Source organism: Maritimibacter harenae (genome assembly GCF_009882975.1).
Classification (GTDB): domain Bacteria; phylum Pseudomonadota; class Alphaproteobacteria; order Rhodobacterales; family Rhodobacteraceae; genus Maritimibacter; species Maritimibacter harenae.
This window is the reverse complement of sequence record NZ_WTUX01000010.1, coordinates 139,944-154,203: the sequence shown is the minus strand read 5'-3', so window position 1 is coordinate 154,203 and position 14,260 is coordinate 139,944. Positions and strand designations below refer to the sequence as shown.

The following is a 14,260-nucleotide window of genomic DNA, read 5'->3' as shown; positions in this document are numbered from 1 at the left end:
GCCATGCATGCCGGGGACGCAAATGACAGATGTGACACAAGGCGATCACGGGGCCGTGTCGGCGGAAAGTCTCGCCGAAGCGGCCCGCGAAGCGACCAGGAAAGGGGCGCCTCCTGTCGAAAAATGGGACCCGCCGTTCTGCGGCGATCTCGACATGCGCATCGCGCGTGACGGGACGTGGTTCTATCTTGGCACCCCGATCGGCCGGCACGAACTGGTGAAGCTCTTCTCCTCGATCATCCGAAAGGATGGTGAAGACTACTTCCTCGTGACGCCGGTGGAAAAGGTCGGCATCACGGTGGACGATGCGCCCTTCGTCGCGGTCGACTTCGAGCGCGAAGGGGACGACCTACATTTCGTGACCAACGTGGAAGACGTCGTGACCGCCGGGCCCGACCACCCGATCCGCGTGGTACGCGACCCGGAGACGGGCGAGCCCTCTCCCTACATCAACGTGCGCCGCAACCTTGAGGCGCTGATCGACCGCAAGAGCTTCTACCGCCTCGTGGACATCGGCGAACATGCCGAGCACGACGGAAAGCGCTGGTTCGGCCTGCGCTCGGGCGGCGAGTTCTTCCCGATCATCCCGAGCGCGGAGTTGCAGGTCTGAGGCCCGCCGCGCCCTCGTAGCGAGGCCGGAAACGGGCGTGAAAATTCTTCTCATCGAAACCCCCTCCCCAGACACGCCGCATCTACGCGTCTGGGCGCCTCGCAATTCCACTTATGCTTTCGGACGTGTGTCACGCGCTCTGCGCGACAGTTCACTCGTCGGGGGCGAAAAGGTTCTCGGAGACGAGGTAACGCTCGAAGTCGTCGAGGTTGACCGGCTCGAACTGCCCGAACCCCTGCATCCAGACGCTCGCGGCCTTCAGCGCCCCGGGTTCGAGCTTGCACCATTTCACCCGCCCGCGCTTCTCCTGGCTGATCAGGCCCGCGCGGGTCAGGATGTTGAGGTGCTTGGAGATCGCGGCGAGCGACATGTCGAAGGGCTCGGCCACATCCGTGACCGCCATATCGTCCTCGAGCAGCATCGACAGGATCGCCCTGCGGGTCGGGTCGGCAAGCGCGGCGAAGGTGTAGTCGAGCGAGGTCTCCATGACGTTCCGGTTAGGGCCACGCCGCGCCATGGTCAACCTAACGGTTGAATATGGCAAAGGCACGCCTGCGGCGCCGGTTTGAGCACGCGCGACCGGAGCAGCCGCGAGGTCGGCATTATTTATCACGCTATTTCAATGACTTGCAAGATGCGCTGTTGGCGCTATCCCGTATTGACTCATTCGGCCCCTCCGCATAGCAATCCCGCAACTCTTCTGAGGGGGCATTACCGACTTGGCCGACCCGCTGGACGATCTGCCGAAGGACCGCCTGAAGGCGCTCGAGGAAAAGATTGCGGCGAACCGCAAGGCCATTCCCGAGGACAGCCCTCACCAGAAGAAAGACTATGCCCTGGCCAACCTGGCGTGGCGCATGGTGATCGAATTGGTGGCCGGTCTGGGGATCGGCTTTGGCATGGGATACGGGCTGGACCTGTTCTTCGGAACGATGCCCCTCTTTCTCGTGGTATTCATACTCCTGGGCCTGGCGGCCGGCATCAAGACGATGCTGAACTCGGCCAAGGAGATCGGAGACAAACAGGCGGCAAAAACCGCCGAGCATGAGGACGACGCACGTGGCGACTGAAGCAAATGGCGAAGAAGGCGGCCTGGTCTTTCACCCGCTCGACCAGTTCATCGTGGAACCCCTGTTCGGGAACGCCGGTGATCCGATCCATTGGTACACGATCACCAACGTGACCCTGTGGATGGCGCTGGCCGTCCTCGCGATCATCGCGCTCTTCGTCTTCGGCTCGCGCGGCCGCGCCATCGTGCCCTCGCGCACCCAATCGATCGGCGAGATCCTCTATGGTTTCACCTACAAGATGGTCGAGGACGTGGCGGGCAAGGACGCGATCAAGTTCTTCCCCTACATCATGTCGCTGTTCATGTTCATCCTGTTCGCGAACTTCCTGGGCCTGATCCCCATGAGCTTCGCGACGACGTCGCACATCGCGGTCACCGCGGTGCTTGCCGCGGCGGTGTTCCTGACCGTGACCATCGTCGGCTTCGTCAAGAACGGCGCCGGGTTCCTGGGCCTCTTCTGGGTCAAGTCGGCGCCGCTGCCGCTGCGCCCGGTCCTGGCGATCATCGAGCTGATTTCCTACTTCGTGCGCCCGGTGAGCCACTCCATTCGTCTCGGCGGCAACATCATGGCCGGCCACGCGGTGATCAAGGTGTTTGCGGGCTTCGCCGCCATCGCCGCGATCTCGCCCTTCGCCGTGCTGTCGATCACCGCGATCTACGGGCTGGAAGTGCTCGTCGCCGGTGTCCAGGCCTACGTCTTCACGATCCTGACCTGCGTCTACCTGAAGGATGCACTGCACCCGTCGCACTAAGGGTCAGACCCGCCAAACCCCAAAATATCAACGCAATTCCATCGTAAGGAGAAACATCATGGAAGGCGATATAGCACAACTCGGTCAATTCATCGGCGCCGGCCTTGCCGGCATCGGTTCGGGCGCTGCCGCCATCGGCGTGGGCCACGTGGCCGGCAACTTCCTCGCGGGTGCCCTGCGCAACCCGTCGGCTGCTGGTGGCCAGACCGCCACGCTCTTCATCGGCATCGCCTTCGCGGAAGCCCTGGGGATCTTCTCGTTCCTCGTCGCGCTTCTGCTGATGTTCGCCGTCTGATCCTGCCGAACCATCCTTACGACCGGTGGGGTCGGCGCTAGCCGGTCCCACCGAAGTATTCAGGGTTCCAGGAGGACACGATGGCAACTGAAACCGAAAACGGCGCAGCGGACGCAGCGCACGGCGCGGCCGAAAGCAGCGCAGGTATGCCGCAGCTGGAAGTCTCGACCTTCGGGAACCAGATCTTCTGGCTCGTGGTCGCGATGGTCATCATCTATTTCGTGCTGTCCAAGATCGCGCTGCCGCGCATCGCGGGCGTTCTGTCCGAACGGCAGGGCACGATCACCAACGACCTCGCCGCTGCCGAAGAGCTGAAGCAGAAGGCCGTCGACGCCGAAGAGGCGTACAACAAGGCGCTGGCCGATGCCCGTGCCGAGGCGAACAAGATCGTCGCCGACGCCAAGGCCGAGATCCAGTCGGACCTCGACGCCGCCCAGGCCAAGGCCGACGCGGAAATCGCGGCCAAGACGGCCGAGTCGGAGAAGGCGATCGCCGAAATCCGCGAAGGTGCCGTCGAAAGCGCGACCGAGGTGGCCAAGGACACCGCCAAGGAAATCATCGCCGCAATGGGCTTCAAGGCCGATGCGCGCACGGTGACGTCCGCGGTCAACGCACGGATCAAGGGGTAAGGACATGAAAAAGCTCTTCACCCTTCTCCCCCTGGTCGCCGCCAGCCCCGCGCTGGCCGCGAGCGGTCCCTTCGTGTCGCTCGGCAACACCGACTTCGTCGTGTTGCTGGCCTTCATCCTGTTCGTGCTGGTGCTGATCTACTTCAAGGTCCCCGGCATGATCACCGGCATGCTCGATCGGCGCGCCGAAGGCATCAAGGCCGAACTCGACGAGGCCCGGGCCCTGCGCGAGGAAGCCCAGTCGATCCTGGCCTCCTACGAGCGCAAGCAGAAGGAAGTCTCGGAGCAGGCCGACGATATCGTGGCCCATGCCAAGACCGAAGCGGCCGAGGCCGCCGAGCGGGCCAAGGAAGATCTGAAAGAGTCGATCGCGCGCCGCCTGGCCGCGGCCGATGAGCAGATCAAGTCGGCCGAAGCTGCCGCGGTGAAAGAGGTGCGCGACACCGCCATCGCCGCCGCCGTCGGCGCCGCCCGTGACGTCATCGCCAAGAAGATGACCGCTGCGGAAGGCAACAAGCTGATCGAAGACGCGATCTCGGACGTGGAAAACAAGCTCCACTGACCCCGCGCTCAAGACCTGATCGAAAGCCCGGCCCCTGCGGTCGGGCTTTTTTCATGCCGGGTTGATGCAGGGCGCCCACACCCGCCGCGGATATGCACGGGCATGCATGCGAGCGTTGGACAACGCCACGTCGGCGTGCTGATTTTACGATACAGTGAATTTCTGGAGAATGCCCCGGTGGTCCGTTTCCTGCCGTTGGTCGTGTCGGTCTTCCTGGCCGGTTGTGCCCTGCCCGTCGTCCACCCCGATTTCGAAACCATGCCCGCCGATGCGGACCCGGACACGTTCGAATGCTGCAACGCGCCGAACCGCTACCCCCAGGCGTTCGTCGATTTCGCCATGCCGCTGGTCGAGCCGTTCTTCCCGCTCTTCATGTCGGGGTCGAGCCCCGCGGGCCTCGCCCCGCATCCGGAGGCTGGCGAACGGATCGCGCGCCAGGCGCAGCCGATGGACCTGCTTCTCCTGTCGTCGAAGAGCCATTTCACCTCCCGCTACCTGCCCGGCTGGTTCACCCATTCCGCGGTCTACCTGGGCACCGAGGCCCAGCTCCGCGCCGCGGGCCTGTGGAACGATCCGGCCGTCTTGCCATACCAGGACAAGATCCGGGCGGGCTACACGATCGTGGAGGCGATGCCGTCGGGCATTCGCTTCAACGCGATGGATCCGCTGCATTGGGAACGCGACGCCGCCCTGCTCGCCCGCCCGACCCTTACCGCCGCCGAACGTCGCACGGCGCTGCGCCAGGCGCTCGGCTCGCTCCAGCACGGGTTCGATTTCTTCTACGACGTGCGCAGCTGCGACAAGCTCGCCTGCACCGAGGTCGTCCTGCGCGCCATGCCTCAGCTCGACTTCACGATCCGCGAAGTGAACCAGCAGATCGCCCTCCTGCCCGACGATATCGCGGCCCAGGCGGTGCGGGGCGACCGCCTTCGGGTGGTCGATTACGTGCGCGTGGACGGCGAAAGCTGGGAGTCGACCGGGCGGCGCGGCGTGATGGAGGACCTGTCGAAATACTGGGGCCCGATCCCGGACAAACCGCAGACCGCCGTCTACCGCTCGGGCGACCTCGAACGATGCGAACCGGGGGTGGCGATGCGGCCGGGCTTCGCCGCGCTCACGACCCGCACGCCGCGTGGCTAATTTCGCAGAGCAAACGGCCATTTCACATTGTTGACCCGCCCCGCCGGCTGGAGTAGCGTCCTTGCGAACGGCCGTCCGGCCGACGGGAGGACACATGACGCGAATTCACGAACTCGCCGATGGCGCGGCCCCGGAGGCGACCGCGATCGTCGACCATGACGGCGCCGTCTACAGCTATGCCGCGCTGAACGACATGGTCACGCAGATGGCCGAAACGCTTGCCGCACTGGGGCTGCGCGCCGGCGACCGCCTGATGATCCTGTCCGAGAACTGCGCCACCTATGTCACTGCCCTCCTTGCCGCGAGCCGGTTGGGCGCCTGGGCGCTGCCGGTCAACGCGCGGCAGTCGGAGGACGAGATCGCGGCGATTCGCGCCCATGCGGGCGTGCGCGCCGTCGTCTTCACGCCCGAGGCCTCCGCGCCGTCGCGCGCCCATGCCGAGGCCCTGGGCGCCACGTCTCGCGGGCGGCTTGCCTGCGGCGACATCCTCGTCGCCGGGCCCTTCGACGAAGCGGGCACCGCGCCCGAACCGACACCCGCCGACCCGGCCGAGCAGGTCGCCGCGCTCATCTACACGACCGGAACGACCTCGGCCCCCAAGGGCGTGATGCTCACCCATTCGAACCTCGTCTGGAACGCCCGCGTCTCGGCCGAGCTCAGACGGATCACGGCCGACGACATCGTGGTCGGCGTCCTGCCCGGCACGCATATCTTCGGCTTCGCGTCGGTCATCCTCGCGACCCTCGCGGCGGGCAGTACGCTGCGGCTCCTGCCCCGCTTCTCGGCCGAGGCCGTGCTCGACGTCTTCGCGGACGGGGGCAGCGTGATGCCCGCCGTGCCGCAGATGTACCAGGCGATCCTCGCCGAACTTGCCCGGCGCGGCACGCCCCCCGATGCACCCCGGTTGCGCTACATCTCGTCGGGCGGCGCACCGCTCGATCCCGAATGGAAGGAGCGGATCGAGGCCACGTTCGGCATCCCGCTCCAGAACGGCTACGGCCTGACCGAAACCTCTCCGGGCGTGTCCGGCACCCGGCTCGACAACCCGCGTCAGGACACGTCGGTTGGCGAGATCCTCGAAGACGTGGAGTGCCTCATCGACGCCCCGGACGAGAACGGGGTCGGAGAGCTTCTCATCCGGGGCCCGAACGTCATGAAGGGCTACTTCCGCAACCCCGAGGCCACCGCGCAGGCGATCCGGCCCGACGGGTATTTCCGTTCGGGCGACCTGGCCAGGATCGACCCGGACGGCACCCTTTGGATCATGGGCCGCAAGAAGGAGCTGATCATCCGATCCGGCTTCAACATCTACCCGCCCGAGATCGAGGCGATGCTGACCCGCCACCCGGACGTGCACCAGACCGCCGTGGTGGGTCGTCCGGTGCCGGGAAACGAGGAAATCCTGGCCTTCGTGACCGCGAAACCGGGCGTGACGGAAGACGATCTGAAGGCCTTCCTTCACGAACACCTTGTCGGCTACAAGGTGCCCCAGCACATCCTGATCATCGACCGGTTTCCCGTGGCGGCGACCGGGAAGATCCTGAAACACAAGCTGACCGACGCCTTCGCGCCCCTGCTCGCCGAGCGGGACGCGGCGGCCTGCTGACAAAGGACAAGAACATCCATGAGCGACACGACCAAGATCAACGACGTCATCACCCTCGAACGTGCGGGACAGGTGGGGCTCGTCTGCATCGACAACCCGCCGGTGAACGCCTCCGGCCAGGCCGTCCGCCAGGGGCTGGTCGACGCCGTCGCGGCCGCGAATGCAGATGAGGGGATCGAAGTCATCGCGATCTACGCGGCCGGCCGGACCTTCGTGGCAGGCGCGGACATCAAGGAATTCGGCAAGCCGCCGCTCGAGCCGTCGCTCCCCGACACGATCGCCGCGATCGAGGCAAGCGAGAAGCCGGTCGTGGTGGCCCCGCATGGCACCGCGCTTGGCGGCGGGCTCGAGATCTGCATGGGCGCCCATGCGCGCGTCGGCGTGAAGGGCCTGCGCGTTGGCCTGCCCGAGGTGAACCTCGGCCTTCTGCCCGGCGCGTCCGGCACCCAGCGCGGCCCGCGGCTCATGGGCATGAAGCACACGCTCGACATGGCGCTCTCCGGGCGGCAGGTCCCGGGCGAAGAGGCACTGTCCTTCGGCCTGCTCGACGGGCTGGAAGCGGGCGAGCCGCGCGACGTGGCGCTCGACGCGGCCCGGAACGTTCTGGACGGCAAACTCAAGACCCGACGCACCTCCGAGCTCGACGCCGAGATGGACGAGGCAGCGCTCGACGACGCGCGCGCGATGGTCGCCAAGAAGATGAAGCATCACCCCACTGCGCTGAACTGCATCGAGGCGGTGAAGATGTCGACCGGTCCGTTCGACAAGGGCATGGCCTATGAACGCCAGAGCTTCGTCGACGGGCTGCAGGACCCGGCCTCGCAGGGGATGCGCCACGCATTCTTTGCCGAGCGCGCCGTTTCCAAGATCCCGGAAGGCAAGGCCACGCCCCGCCCGGTCGAGAAGATCGGCGTGATCGGTGGCGGCACGATGGGCTCCGGCATCGCCACGGCAGCGCTGAGCGCGGGCCTGGCCGTGCGGATGATCGAGGTGGCGCAGGACGGGCTCGACCGCGGCATCGGTGCGATCACCAAGAACCTCGACGGCGCCGTGAAGCGCGGCAAGATGAGCGAGGCCAAGCGGGACGAGGCGATGGCACGTTTCGAGCCGTCGCTGAACATGGAAGACCTGGGTGACGTGGACCTCGTGATCGAGGCCGTGTTCGAGGACATGGGCGTGAAGAAGGACATCTTCGGCAAGCTCGACACGATCTGCAAACCCGGCGCCGTGCTGGCCTCCAACACCTCCTATCTCGACGTGAACGAGATCGCCTCGGCCACCAACCGGCCCGAGGACGTGATCGGCCTGCACTTCTTCTCTCCCGCCAACATCATGCGGCTTCTGGAGGTCGTCGTGGCCGACAAGACCGCGCCCGAGGTGGTCGCGACGGGCTTCGCGCTGGCCAAGAAGATGAAGAAGGTCGGCGTCCGCGCGGGTGTCTGCGACGGCTTCATCGGCAACCGCATCCTCGCCTATTACTCCAAGACCGCGGGCTACCTGGTCGAGGACGGGGCCTCCCCGCAGCAGGTGGACGACGCGCTTGAAAACTTCGGCTTCGCGATGGGGCCCTTCAAGGTGGGCGATCTTGCCGGGCTCGACATCGGCTGGGCCAACCGCAAGCGCATGGCGCCGAACCGCCCGGCCGAAGAGCGTTACGTGCGCATCCACGACAAGATCTGCGAAGAAGGCATGTTCGGGCGCAAGACCGGCAAGGGCTTCTACATCTACGATGACGAGGGCATCCGCCCGAACCCCCGCGCGCTCGAAATCATCGACGAGGAACGCGCGGCAAAGGGCATCACGCCCAAGAGCTTCACCGACGACGAGATCATCGAGCGCTACATGACCGCGATGATTTCCGAGGCCGCCCGCGTGGTCGAGGAAGGCATCGCGCTGCGCCCCATCGACGTCGATGCGGTCTTCCTCTTCGGCTACGGCTTCCCGCGCTTCCGCGGCGGGCCGCTTCATTATGCCGACACGATCGGGGCCAAGGAACTGGTCGCGCGGATTGAACGGTTTGCGCAGGACGATGCGTATTACTGGAAAGTGCCGGCGATCCTGCGCCGCATGGCCGAGGACGGCACGACTTTCGCGGACCTGAACAAGGAGGGGTGAGATGGACCTGAACTTCACCAGGGAAGAAGAGGAATTCCGCGACGAGGTGCGGACCTTCCTTGACGAGAAGCTGCCCGACGACCTTGCAGAGAAGGTGCGGATCGGCGGCGAGCTCGAAAAGGACGACATGGAGCGCTGGCACGCCATCCTGAACGAGAAGGGATGGCTCGCCGCCCCCTTCTGGCCGAAGGAATTCGGCGGACAGGGCTGGACCCCGGTGGAGCGCCACATCTTCGAAGAGGAATGCGCGCGCGCCAACGCGCCGCGCATCGTCCCCTTCGGCCTGGCCATGCTGGGCCCGGTGCTGCAGAAATTCGGCACCAAGGCGCAGCAGGAATACTACCTGCCGCGCATCCTCGACGGGACCGACTGGTGGTGCCAGGGGTATTCCGAACCGGGGGCGGGGTCGGACCTTGCCAGCCTCAAGACCCGCGCGGTGCGCGAGGGCGACGAGTACGTCATCAACGGGCAGAAAACCTGGACGACGCTCGGCCAGCATGCCGACAAGATCTTCTGCCTTGTGCGTACCAAGACCGACGGCAAGCCGCAGGAAGGGATCAGCTTCATCCTTGTCGACCTCGACACCCCGGGGATCGAGATGCGCCCGATCAAGCTGATCGAGGGCGGCCACGAGGTGAACGAGGTGTTCTTCACCGACGTGCGCGTGCCCGCCGAGAACCTTGTCGGCGAAGAGAACCAGGGCTGGACCATCGCCAAGTTCCTGCTGACGCACGAGCGGACCAACATCGCGGGCGTCGGCTTTTCCATGAAGGCGCTCGAAGAGCTCAAGGCACTGGCGCGCCGGATGAAACGCCACGGCCGTCCGCTGATCGAGAACCCGCTTTTCGCGGCCCGCATCGCGAATGCGGAGATCGAGCTCGAGGCGATGAAGATCACCAACCTCCGGATGCTCTACACCGCCCAGACGCAGGGCGCGCCGGGGCCCGAGACCTCGATCCTGAAGATCAAGGGCACGGTGATCCGCCAGACGCTCAACGACCTGTCGCGCCGCGCGCTGGGTCCGGCGGCGGCCCCCTTCCCGTCCGAGGAGATGTTCGGCAATGCCGCGCTCGTCGCACCGGAGGACGTGAACAACGCCGCCGATTATTTCAACAACCGCAAACTGTCGATTTTCGGTGGGTCGAACGAGATCCAGCGAAACATCCTGACCAAGGCGATGCTGGAGCTCTGAGATGGATTTTTCCCTGACCGAAGACCGCCGGATGCTGTCGGACTCGCTCTCGCGGTTCCTGGCGGACAAGTATCCCTACGACCACCGCGCCAAGGTCGCCTACGAGGCGCCGTTCCATGACGCCGCGCTCTGGGGCGAGATGTGCGAAATCGGCGTGCTCTACGCGCTTGCACCCGAGGACGCGGGCGGCTTCGGCGGCGCGGGCTTCGACATCACCACGGTGTTCGAAACGCTCGGCCGCGGCCTGTCCCCGGCCCCGGTGCTGGGCACGCTTCTGGCCTCCCGCCTGCTCACGGCGGCCGGGGCCGACCAGGCCTCGCTGCTCGACGGCTCCGTGCGCTACGCGGCTGCCATCGGCGAGTTGGACGCGCCCTACGACCTCGACGGGATCGAGACGACGGCCGAAGGCGGCAAGCTTACGGGGCGCAAATCCGTGGTCTACGGCGGCAACGATGCCGAGGTGTTCCTGGTCGCCGCCAAGTCCGGCGGCACGCTCGCGCTTTACGAGGTGAAGGCCGAGGACGCCGACGTGACCGGCTACGGCATGATCGACGGTGGTGGCGCGGCCGAGCTGTTCCTCGACGGCACGCCGGGCACCGAAGTGCTGTCCGATGCGCGCGCCGCGCTCGAGGACGCGCTGGACGCCGGCCGGCTCGCGCTCTGCGCCGAGGCGGTGGGGGCGATGGACGCCACCAACGAGATGCTCCTGGAGTACCTGCGCACCCGCAAGCAGTTCGGCGTGCCGATCGGCAAGTTCCAGGCGCTCCAGCACCGCGCCGTCGACCTCGTCACCGAGATCGAGCAGGCCCGGTCGATCACCATCCTCGCGGCCTCGAAGATGGGCACCCCGGAGCAGGCCCACTTCGTCGCGATGGCCAAGAGCCTGATCGGGCGCGCCGCGCGGCTGGTGGCCGAGGAAGCGATCCAGATGCATGGCGGGATCGCCATGACCTGGGAGGCGGCGGTGAGCCATTATGCCAAGCGGCTGGTGATGATCGACGCACAGCTGGGCGACGAGGATTACCAGCTTGAACGCGTGATGGCGGGTTACGCGGCCTGACAGACCAGGCGGTCGGACATCGAGAAACGCGGGGCGAGCGATGCGCACGCCCCGCGTTTTCTCTGCTTAGGGTAATTTCCATACAAATCATTGAATTTGCTGCGAAAACCGGGTGGCGCGCGACGAGCGCCCGCCACTGCATTTCTCTAGAATTCTAGGATTCTAGAGAACCAGAGCCAGAGGGCCCAGGTCTCCGGGACCTCAGCTCGAACGATAGCGGAAGACGCCGGTTCCGGCCGCGACCTTGATCCCGGTGTCGTCGGTGATCACCGCGTCCGCGAAGAAACTCTTGCGCCCGCCCCCGGTCCTGCGCCCCTCGGCGATCAGCAGGCTGCCCGCCGGCTGCGCCAGGTAATTCACGTTGAGCGACAGCGTCATGGCCAGCCGGCGGTTCTCAGGATCACCGGTGTAGCAGGCGGCGAACCCCATCACGGTGTCGAGCAGCGTGGCATAGACGCCGCCATGCGGGATGCCGTAGCGGTTGCCGAGCGCCTCGGTGACCGGCAACTCGAAGCGCGCATAATCCTCGGACCAGTCCGTCATCCGGAAGCCCAGGAGCGACTGGAACGCATAGGGGTCTTCGACGAGGGCCGGGTCCAGGGTCATGCGGCGGGCTTGCCCGGTGCGCCCGACGACAGGTTCTGCGCCGCCTTCTTGAGCCGCTCGGCGTAGTGCTCCATCAGCTCGTCGGGGTGAACGAAGAACGACGGGCCACCGACGTTGAGCCCGTGGACCCGGTCGCCGTTCAGCGAGAAGACCGGCACGGCGATCCCGTGCACCTCGTTCTTCCATTCGCCGAACCCGGTGCAAAGCCCGTATTCCTCGTAGTCGCGCAGTCCCTTGTCGAGCGACGCGATCGTGCGCTTGCGCTCGTCCGGGAGCTCGGCCAGCGCCTGGTCGACCAGCGCCTGGCGCTGCTTCTCCGGCAGGCCCACGAGGATCGCGCGTCCGATGGCGGAGTGAAAGAGCGGCAGCCGCGCACCCACATTGATGGTGAGCGACACCGCTTCCTTCGACCGCTGGATGGCGGTGTAGACCGCGCGCAGGCGGTGCTGCTCGGCCAGGGCCGAGGTGATGTTCGGGTTGGGCCCCTCGCAGAGCGCGGCCATCTCCTCGCGCGCACGGTCGGTCATCTCGATCGAGGACAGGACCCCGAAACCCAGCGCCAGAACGCCCGCGCCCAGCCGGTAGGTGCCGGTGCGTTCCGAGTAGACCAGGTAGTCGAGCTTGCGCAGCGTATGCGTCAGGCGCGAGATGGTTGGCTTCGGCAGCCCCGTGCGCTGCGCGATCTCGTGGTTGGTGAGGTTGGTCTCGTAGGGCCGGAAGCACCTGAGAACGTCCAGACCGCGCGCCAGTGCCGTCACGAACTTGCGGTCGCCATCCGCATCGACGTCTTCGATCAAATCATCCTTGCCCATGCGTTCCCCTTATACAGCCGTCAGGCCCCCATCAACGGAAATGGCCTGGCCGGTCATGAAGGAATTGTCGTCCGACACGATCCAAAGCATGGCCTGCACCACCTCGCGCGGTTCGGCCACGCGGCGCATCGGCACGCGGCTGGCGATGATGCCATAAGCCTCGTCCCGGCTGACCCCGTGGCGTTCGCCCATAGCGTCACCCATCGTTTCCACCATCGGCGTTGCCGCGAAGCTGGGGCAGATCGCGTTGACCCGCACCCCCTTGCGCGCGACCTCGTCGGCAGCGGCCTTCGTCATCCCGATCACCGCGTGTTTGGACGCGGCATAGGCCGCAAGCTGGCCCGACCCCACGAGCCCCGCGGCCGACGCGGTGTTGAGGATCGACCCGCGCCCCTGTCCCAGCATGACCGGGAGCTGGTGGCGCAGGCCGATGAACACGCCGCGCGCGTTGATCTCCATGATCCGGTCGTAATCCTCGAGCGGGATCTCGGGCAGGCGGCAGAGGCCGCCGCCGACGCCCGCGTTGTTGAAAGCGATGTCGAGCCCGCCGAAGCGGTCGACTCCGGCCGCGACGTGCGATGCCATCGCCGCGTCGTCGGCGACCGAGAAGACCTCGGCCAGCACCTGGGCCCCTCGCGCCTCGGCGGCGCCGGCGACCTCGGCCAGCCCGTCGGCATTCACGTCGGAGAGCATCAGGCGCGCGCCGGCCGCCGCGAGGTCGGCCGCCAGCATCGCCCCGAAACCCGAGGCGGCCCCGGTGATCTGCACCACTTTTCCAGAGAAATCAGCCATGGGCCGCCCTCAGCCCGCCGGCCGCGAATTGCGGCACCGCGGCCCCCAGCCGCATCGCCCGTTCGGGGTTCGACGCGTTGCCGTCCAGCGCGCGCTTGTAGACCCCCTGGATGATCGCGCCCATGCGGAAGAAGGCGAAAGCGAGGTAGAAGTTCATCCCCGCGATCCCGTCGATTCCGCGCGCCTTGCAGTACATCGCGACGAACTCTTCGTCCGTCGGGATCCCAAGCGCCGCGCGGTCGACCCCCGCCAGCCCGCGCCCCTCGGCCCCCGGCGGCATCTGCCACTGCATGAGGAGCGAGGCGAGGTCGGCATAGGGGTGCCCGATGGTCGACAGCTCCCAGTCGAGCACGGCGGCGCAGCGCGGCCCGTCGGTCTCGAAGAGCATGTTGTCGATCCGGTAGTCGCCGTGCACGAGCCGGCGCTGGTCGTCGTCGGGGATGTTGCCCGGCAGCCAATCGATGAGCGCGTCCATGTCCGCGATGCTCTCGGTCTCGGACGCACGGTATTGCTTGGTCCAGCGCCCGATCTGCCGTTCGAAGTAATTGCCCGGCGGGCCATAATCCGACAGCCCCACCGCCTCGATGTCGACGTCGTGGATGGCGGCCAGCACCCGGCACATCTCGTCATAGATCGCGCGGCGTTCGTCGTTGGACACGTCGGGGATGCGCGGGTCGTCGATGTTGCGGCCCTCGACCGCCTCCATCACGTAGAAATCCGACCCGATCACATCGGGGTCCTCGCACAGAACATGCATCTTCGCGACCGGCACGTCGGTATCAGCGAGCGCCTTCTGCACCCGGAATTCCCGGTCCACCGCGTGGGCGCTTTTCAGAAGCTGCCCCGGCGGCTTGCGGCGCAGGACGAAAGGCCCTTTGGGCGTGTCGAGCCGGAACGTCGGGTTCGACTGTCCCACGTCGAACTTGGTCGCCTCGATCGGCCCCTCGAAGCCGGGCATGTGGCGTTCCAGCCAGGCGGCCACGGCTTTCGTGTCGAGCTGTTGGGTCTTGGTCATCGCTG

At 66.3% G+C, this 14,260-nt stretch carries 16 protein-coding genes; 11 read left to right on the top strand and 5 right to left on the bottom strand.

Annotation, left to right across the window (positions count from 1 at the left end; translation table 11 throughout):
* Positions 1-22: 22 nt before the first annotated feature.
* Positions 23-610, top strand: a complete 588-nt coding sequence (locus tag GQE99_RS05090) for a DUF1285 domain-containing protein (protein ID WP_161350509.1) — start codon at positions 23-25, stop codon at positions 608-610.
* A 151-nt stretch (positions 611-761) separates the two neighbouring features.
* On the opposite strand, the gene GQE99_RS05085 is transcribed toward GQE99_RS05090, so the two are convergent.
* On the bottom strand, positions 762-1,097 hold the full coding sequence (locus GQE99_RS05085) for an ArsR/SmtB family transcription factor (RefSeq protein ID WP_161350508.1): 336 nt from the start codon (positions 1,095-1,097) through the stop codon (positions 762-764).
* A gap of 232 nt (positions 1,098-1,329) precedes the next feature.
* On the opposite strand from GQE99_RS05085, the gene GQE99_RS05080 reads away from it, so the two are divergent.
* From GQE99_RS05080 to GQE99_RS05035, 10 genes are all read left to right on the top strand, one after another.
* Positions 1,330-1,680, top strand: coding sequence for an AtpZ/AtpI family protein (locus tag GQE99_RS05080; protein ID WP_161350507.1), 351 nt, complete (start codon positions 1,330-1,332; stop codon positions 1,678-1,680).
* The gene (locus tag GQE99_RS05075; protein WP_161350506.1) at positions 1,670-2,431 is read left to right on the top strand and encodes a F0F1 ATP synthase subunit A; all 762 of its coding nucleotides are present in this window, start codon (positions 1,670-1,672) and stop codon (positions 2,429-2,431) included. The genes GQE99_RS05080 and GQE99_RS05075 overlap by 11 nt, the downstream gene beginning before the upstream one ends.
* 58 nt (positions 2,432-2,489) lie before the next feature.
* Complete coding sequence (locus GQE99_RS05070; protein WP_008334043.1) at positions 2,490-2,726, top strand: F0F1 ATP synthase subunit C; 237 nt, start codon at positions 2,490-2,492, stop codon at positions 2,724-2,726.
* A gap of 80 nt (positions 2,727-2,806) precedes the next feature.
* On the top strand, positions 2,807-3,355 hold the full coding sequence (locus GQE99_RS05065) for a F0F1 ATP synthase subunit B' (RefSeq protein ID WP_161350505.1): 549 nt from the start codon (positions 2,807-2,809) through the stop codon (positions 3,353-3,355).
* A gap of 4 nt (positions 3,356-3,359) precedes the next feature.
* The gene (locus GQE99_RS05060) at positions 3,360-3,917 is read left to right on the top strand and encodes a F0F1 ATP synthase subunit B (protein WP_161350504.1); all 558 of its coding nucleotides are present in this window, start codon (positions 3,360-3,362) and stop codon (positions 3,915-3,917) included.
* Between the two features lie 177 nt (positions 3,918-4,094).
* Positions 4,095-5,057, top strand: coding sequence for a YiiX/YebB-like N1pC/P60 family cysteine hydrolase (locus GQE99_RS05055; protein WP_161350503.1), 963 nt, complete (start codon positions 4,095-4,097; stop codon positions 5,055-5,057).
* A gap of 94 nt (positions 5,058-5,151) precedes the next feature.
* Positions 5,152-6,663, top strand: coding sequence for a class I adenylate-forming enzyme family protein (locus GQE99_RS05050; RefSeq protein ID WP_161350502.1), 1,512 nt, complete (start codon positions 5,152-5,154; stop codon positions 6,661-6,663).
* Between the two features lie 18 nt (positions 6,664-6,681).
* Positions 6,682-8,778, top strand: coding sequence for a 3-hydroxyacyl-CoA dehydrogenase NAD-binding domain-containing protein (locus GQE99_RS05045; RefSeq protein WP_161350501.1), 2,097 nt, complete (start codon positions 6,682-6,684; stop codon positions 8,776-8,778).
* A 1-nt stretch (position 8,779) separates the two neighbouring features.
* The gene (locus GQE99_RS05040; protein WP_161350500.1) at positions 8,780-9,970 is read left to right on the top strand and encodes an acyl-CoA dehydrogenase family protein; all 1,191 of its coding nucleotides are present in this window, start codon (positions 8,780-8,782) and stop codon (positions 9,968-9,970) included.
* Position 9,971: 1 nt separating this feature from the next.
* Positions 9,972-11,030, top strand: a complete 1,059-nt coding sequence (locus GQE99_RS05035) for an acyl-CoA dehydrogenase family protein (protein WP_161350499.1) — start codon at positions 9,972-9,974, stop codon at positions 11,028-11,030.
* A 201-nt stretch (positions 11,031-11,231) separates the two neighbouring features.
* Here GQE99_RS05035 and GQE99_RS05030 read toward each other — a convergent pair whose 3' ends face one another.
* Genes GQE99_RS05030 through GQE99_RS05015 form a run of 4 tightly spaced genes read right to left on the bottom strand, consistent with a single transcriptional unit; the run spans position 11,232 to position 14,255 of the window.
* Positions 11,232-11,636, bottom strand: coding sequence for a PaaI family thioesterase (locus tag GQE99_RS05030; RefSeq protein ID WP_161350498.1), 405 nt, complete (start codon positions 11,634-11,636; stop codon positions 11,232-11,234).
* Complete coding sequence (locus GQE99_RS05025) at positions 11,633-12,448, bottom strand: IclR family transcriptional regulator (protein WP_161350497.1); 816 nt, start codon at positions 12,446-12,448, stop codon at positions 11,633-11,635. The genes GQE99_RS05030 and GQE99_RS05025 overlap by 4 nt, the downstream gene beginning before the upstream one ends.
* Positions 12,449-12,457: 9 nt before the next feature.
* On the bottom strand, positions 12,458-13,240 hold the full coding sequence (locus GQE99_RS05020) for an SDR family NAD(P)-dependent oxidoreductase (RefSeq protein WP_161350496.1): 783 nt from the start codon (positions 13,238-13,240) through the stop codon (positions 12,458-12,460).
* Positions 13,233-14,255, bottom strand: coding sequence for a phosphotransferase family protein (locus tag GQE99_RS05015; protein ID WP_161350495.1), 1,023 nt, complete (start codon positions 14,253-14,255; stop codon positions 13,233-13,235). Before GQE99_RS05015 ends, GQE99_RS05020 begins: the two co-directional genes overlap by 8 nt.
* Between the last annotated feature and the right edge of the window lie 5 nt (positions 14,256-14,260).

What these genes read in the sequence shown, in the direction of transcription:
- GQE99_RS05090 (WP_161350509.1), top strand. Translation starts at nt 23, where the DNA reads ATGACAGATGTGACACAAGGCGATCACGGGGCCGTGTCGGCGGAAAGT.
- GQE99_RS05085 (WP_161350508.1), bottom strand. Translation starts at nt 1,097, where the DNA reads ATGGAGACCTCGCTCGACTACACCTTCGCCGCGCTTGCCGACCCGACC.
- GQE99_RS05070 (WP_008334043.1), top strand. Translation starts at nt 2,490, where the DNA reads ATGGAAGGCGATATAGCACAACTCGGTCAATTCATCGGCGCCGGCCTT.
- GQE99_RS05065 (WP_161350505.1), top strand. Translation starts at nt 2,807, where the DNA reads ATGGCAACTGAAACCGAAAACGGCGCAGCGGACGCAGCGCACGGCGCG.
- GQE99_RS05060 (WP_161350504.1), top strand. Translation starts at nt 3,360, where the DNA reads ATGAAAAAGCTCTTCACCCTTCTCCCCCTGGTCGCCGCCAGCCCCGCG.
- GQE99_RS05050 (WP_161350502.1), top strand. Translation starts at nt 5,152, where the DNA reads ATGACGCGAATTCACGAACTCGCCGATGGCGCGGCCCCGGAGGCGACC.
- GQE99_RS05045 (WP_161350501.1), top strand. Translation starts at nt 6,682, where the DNA reads ATGAGCGACACGACCAAGATCAACGACGTCATCACCCTCGAACGTGCG.
- GQE99_RS05040 (WP_161350500.1), top strand. Translation starts at nt 8,780, where the DNA reads ATGGACCTGAACTTCACCAGGGAAGAAGAGGAATTCCGCGACGAGGTG.
- GQE99_RS05035 (WP_161350499.1), top strand. Translation starts at nt 9,972, where the DNA reads ATGGATTTTTCCCTGACCGAAGACCGCCGGATGCTGTCGGACTCGCTC.
- GQE99_RS05030 (WP_161350498.1), bottom strand. Translation starts at nt 11,636, where the DNA reads ATGACCCTGGACCCGGCCCTCGTCGAAGACCCCTATGCGTTCCAGTCG.
- GQE99_RS05025 (WP_161350497.1), bottom strand. Translation starts at nt 12,448, where the DNA reads ATGGGCAAGGATGATTTGATCGAAGACGTCGATGCGGATGGCGACCGC.
- GQE99_RS05020 (WP_161350496.1), bottom strand. Translation starts at nt 13,240, where the DNA reads ATGGCTGATTTCTCTGGAAAAGTGGTGCAGATCACCGGGGCCGCCTCG.
- GQE99_RS05015 (WP_161350495.1), bottom strand. Translation starts at nt 14,255, where the DNA reads ATGACCAAGACCCAACAGCTCGACACGAAAGCCGTGGCCGCCTGGCTG.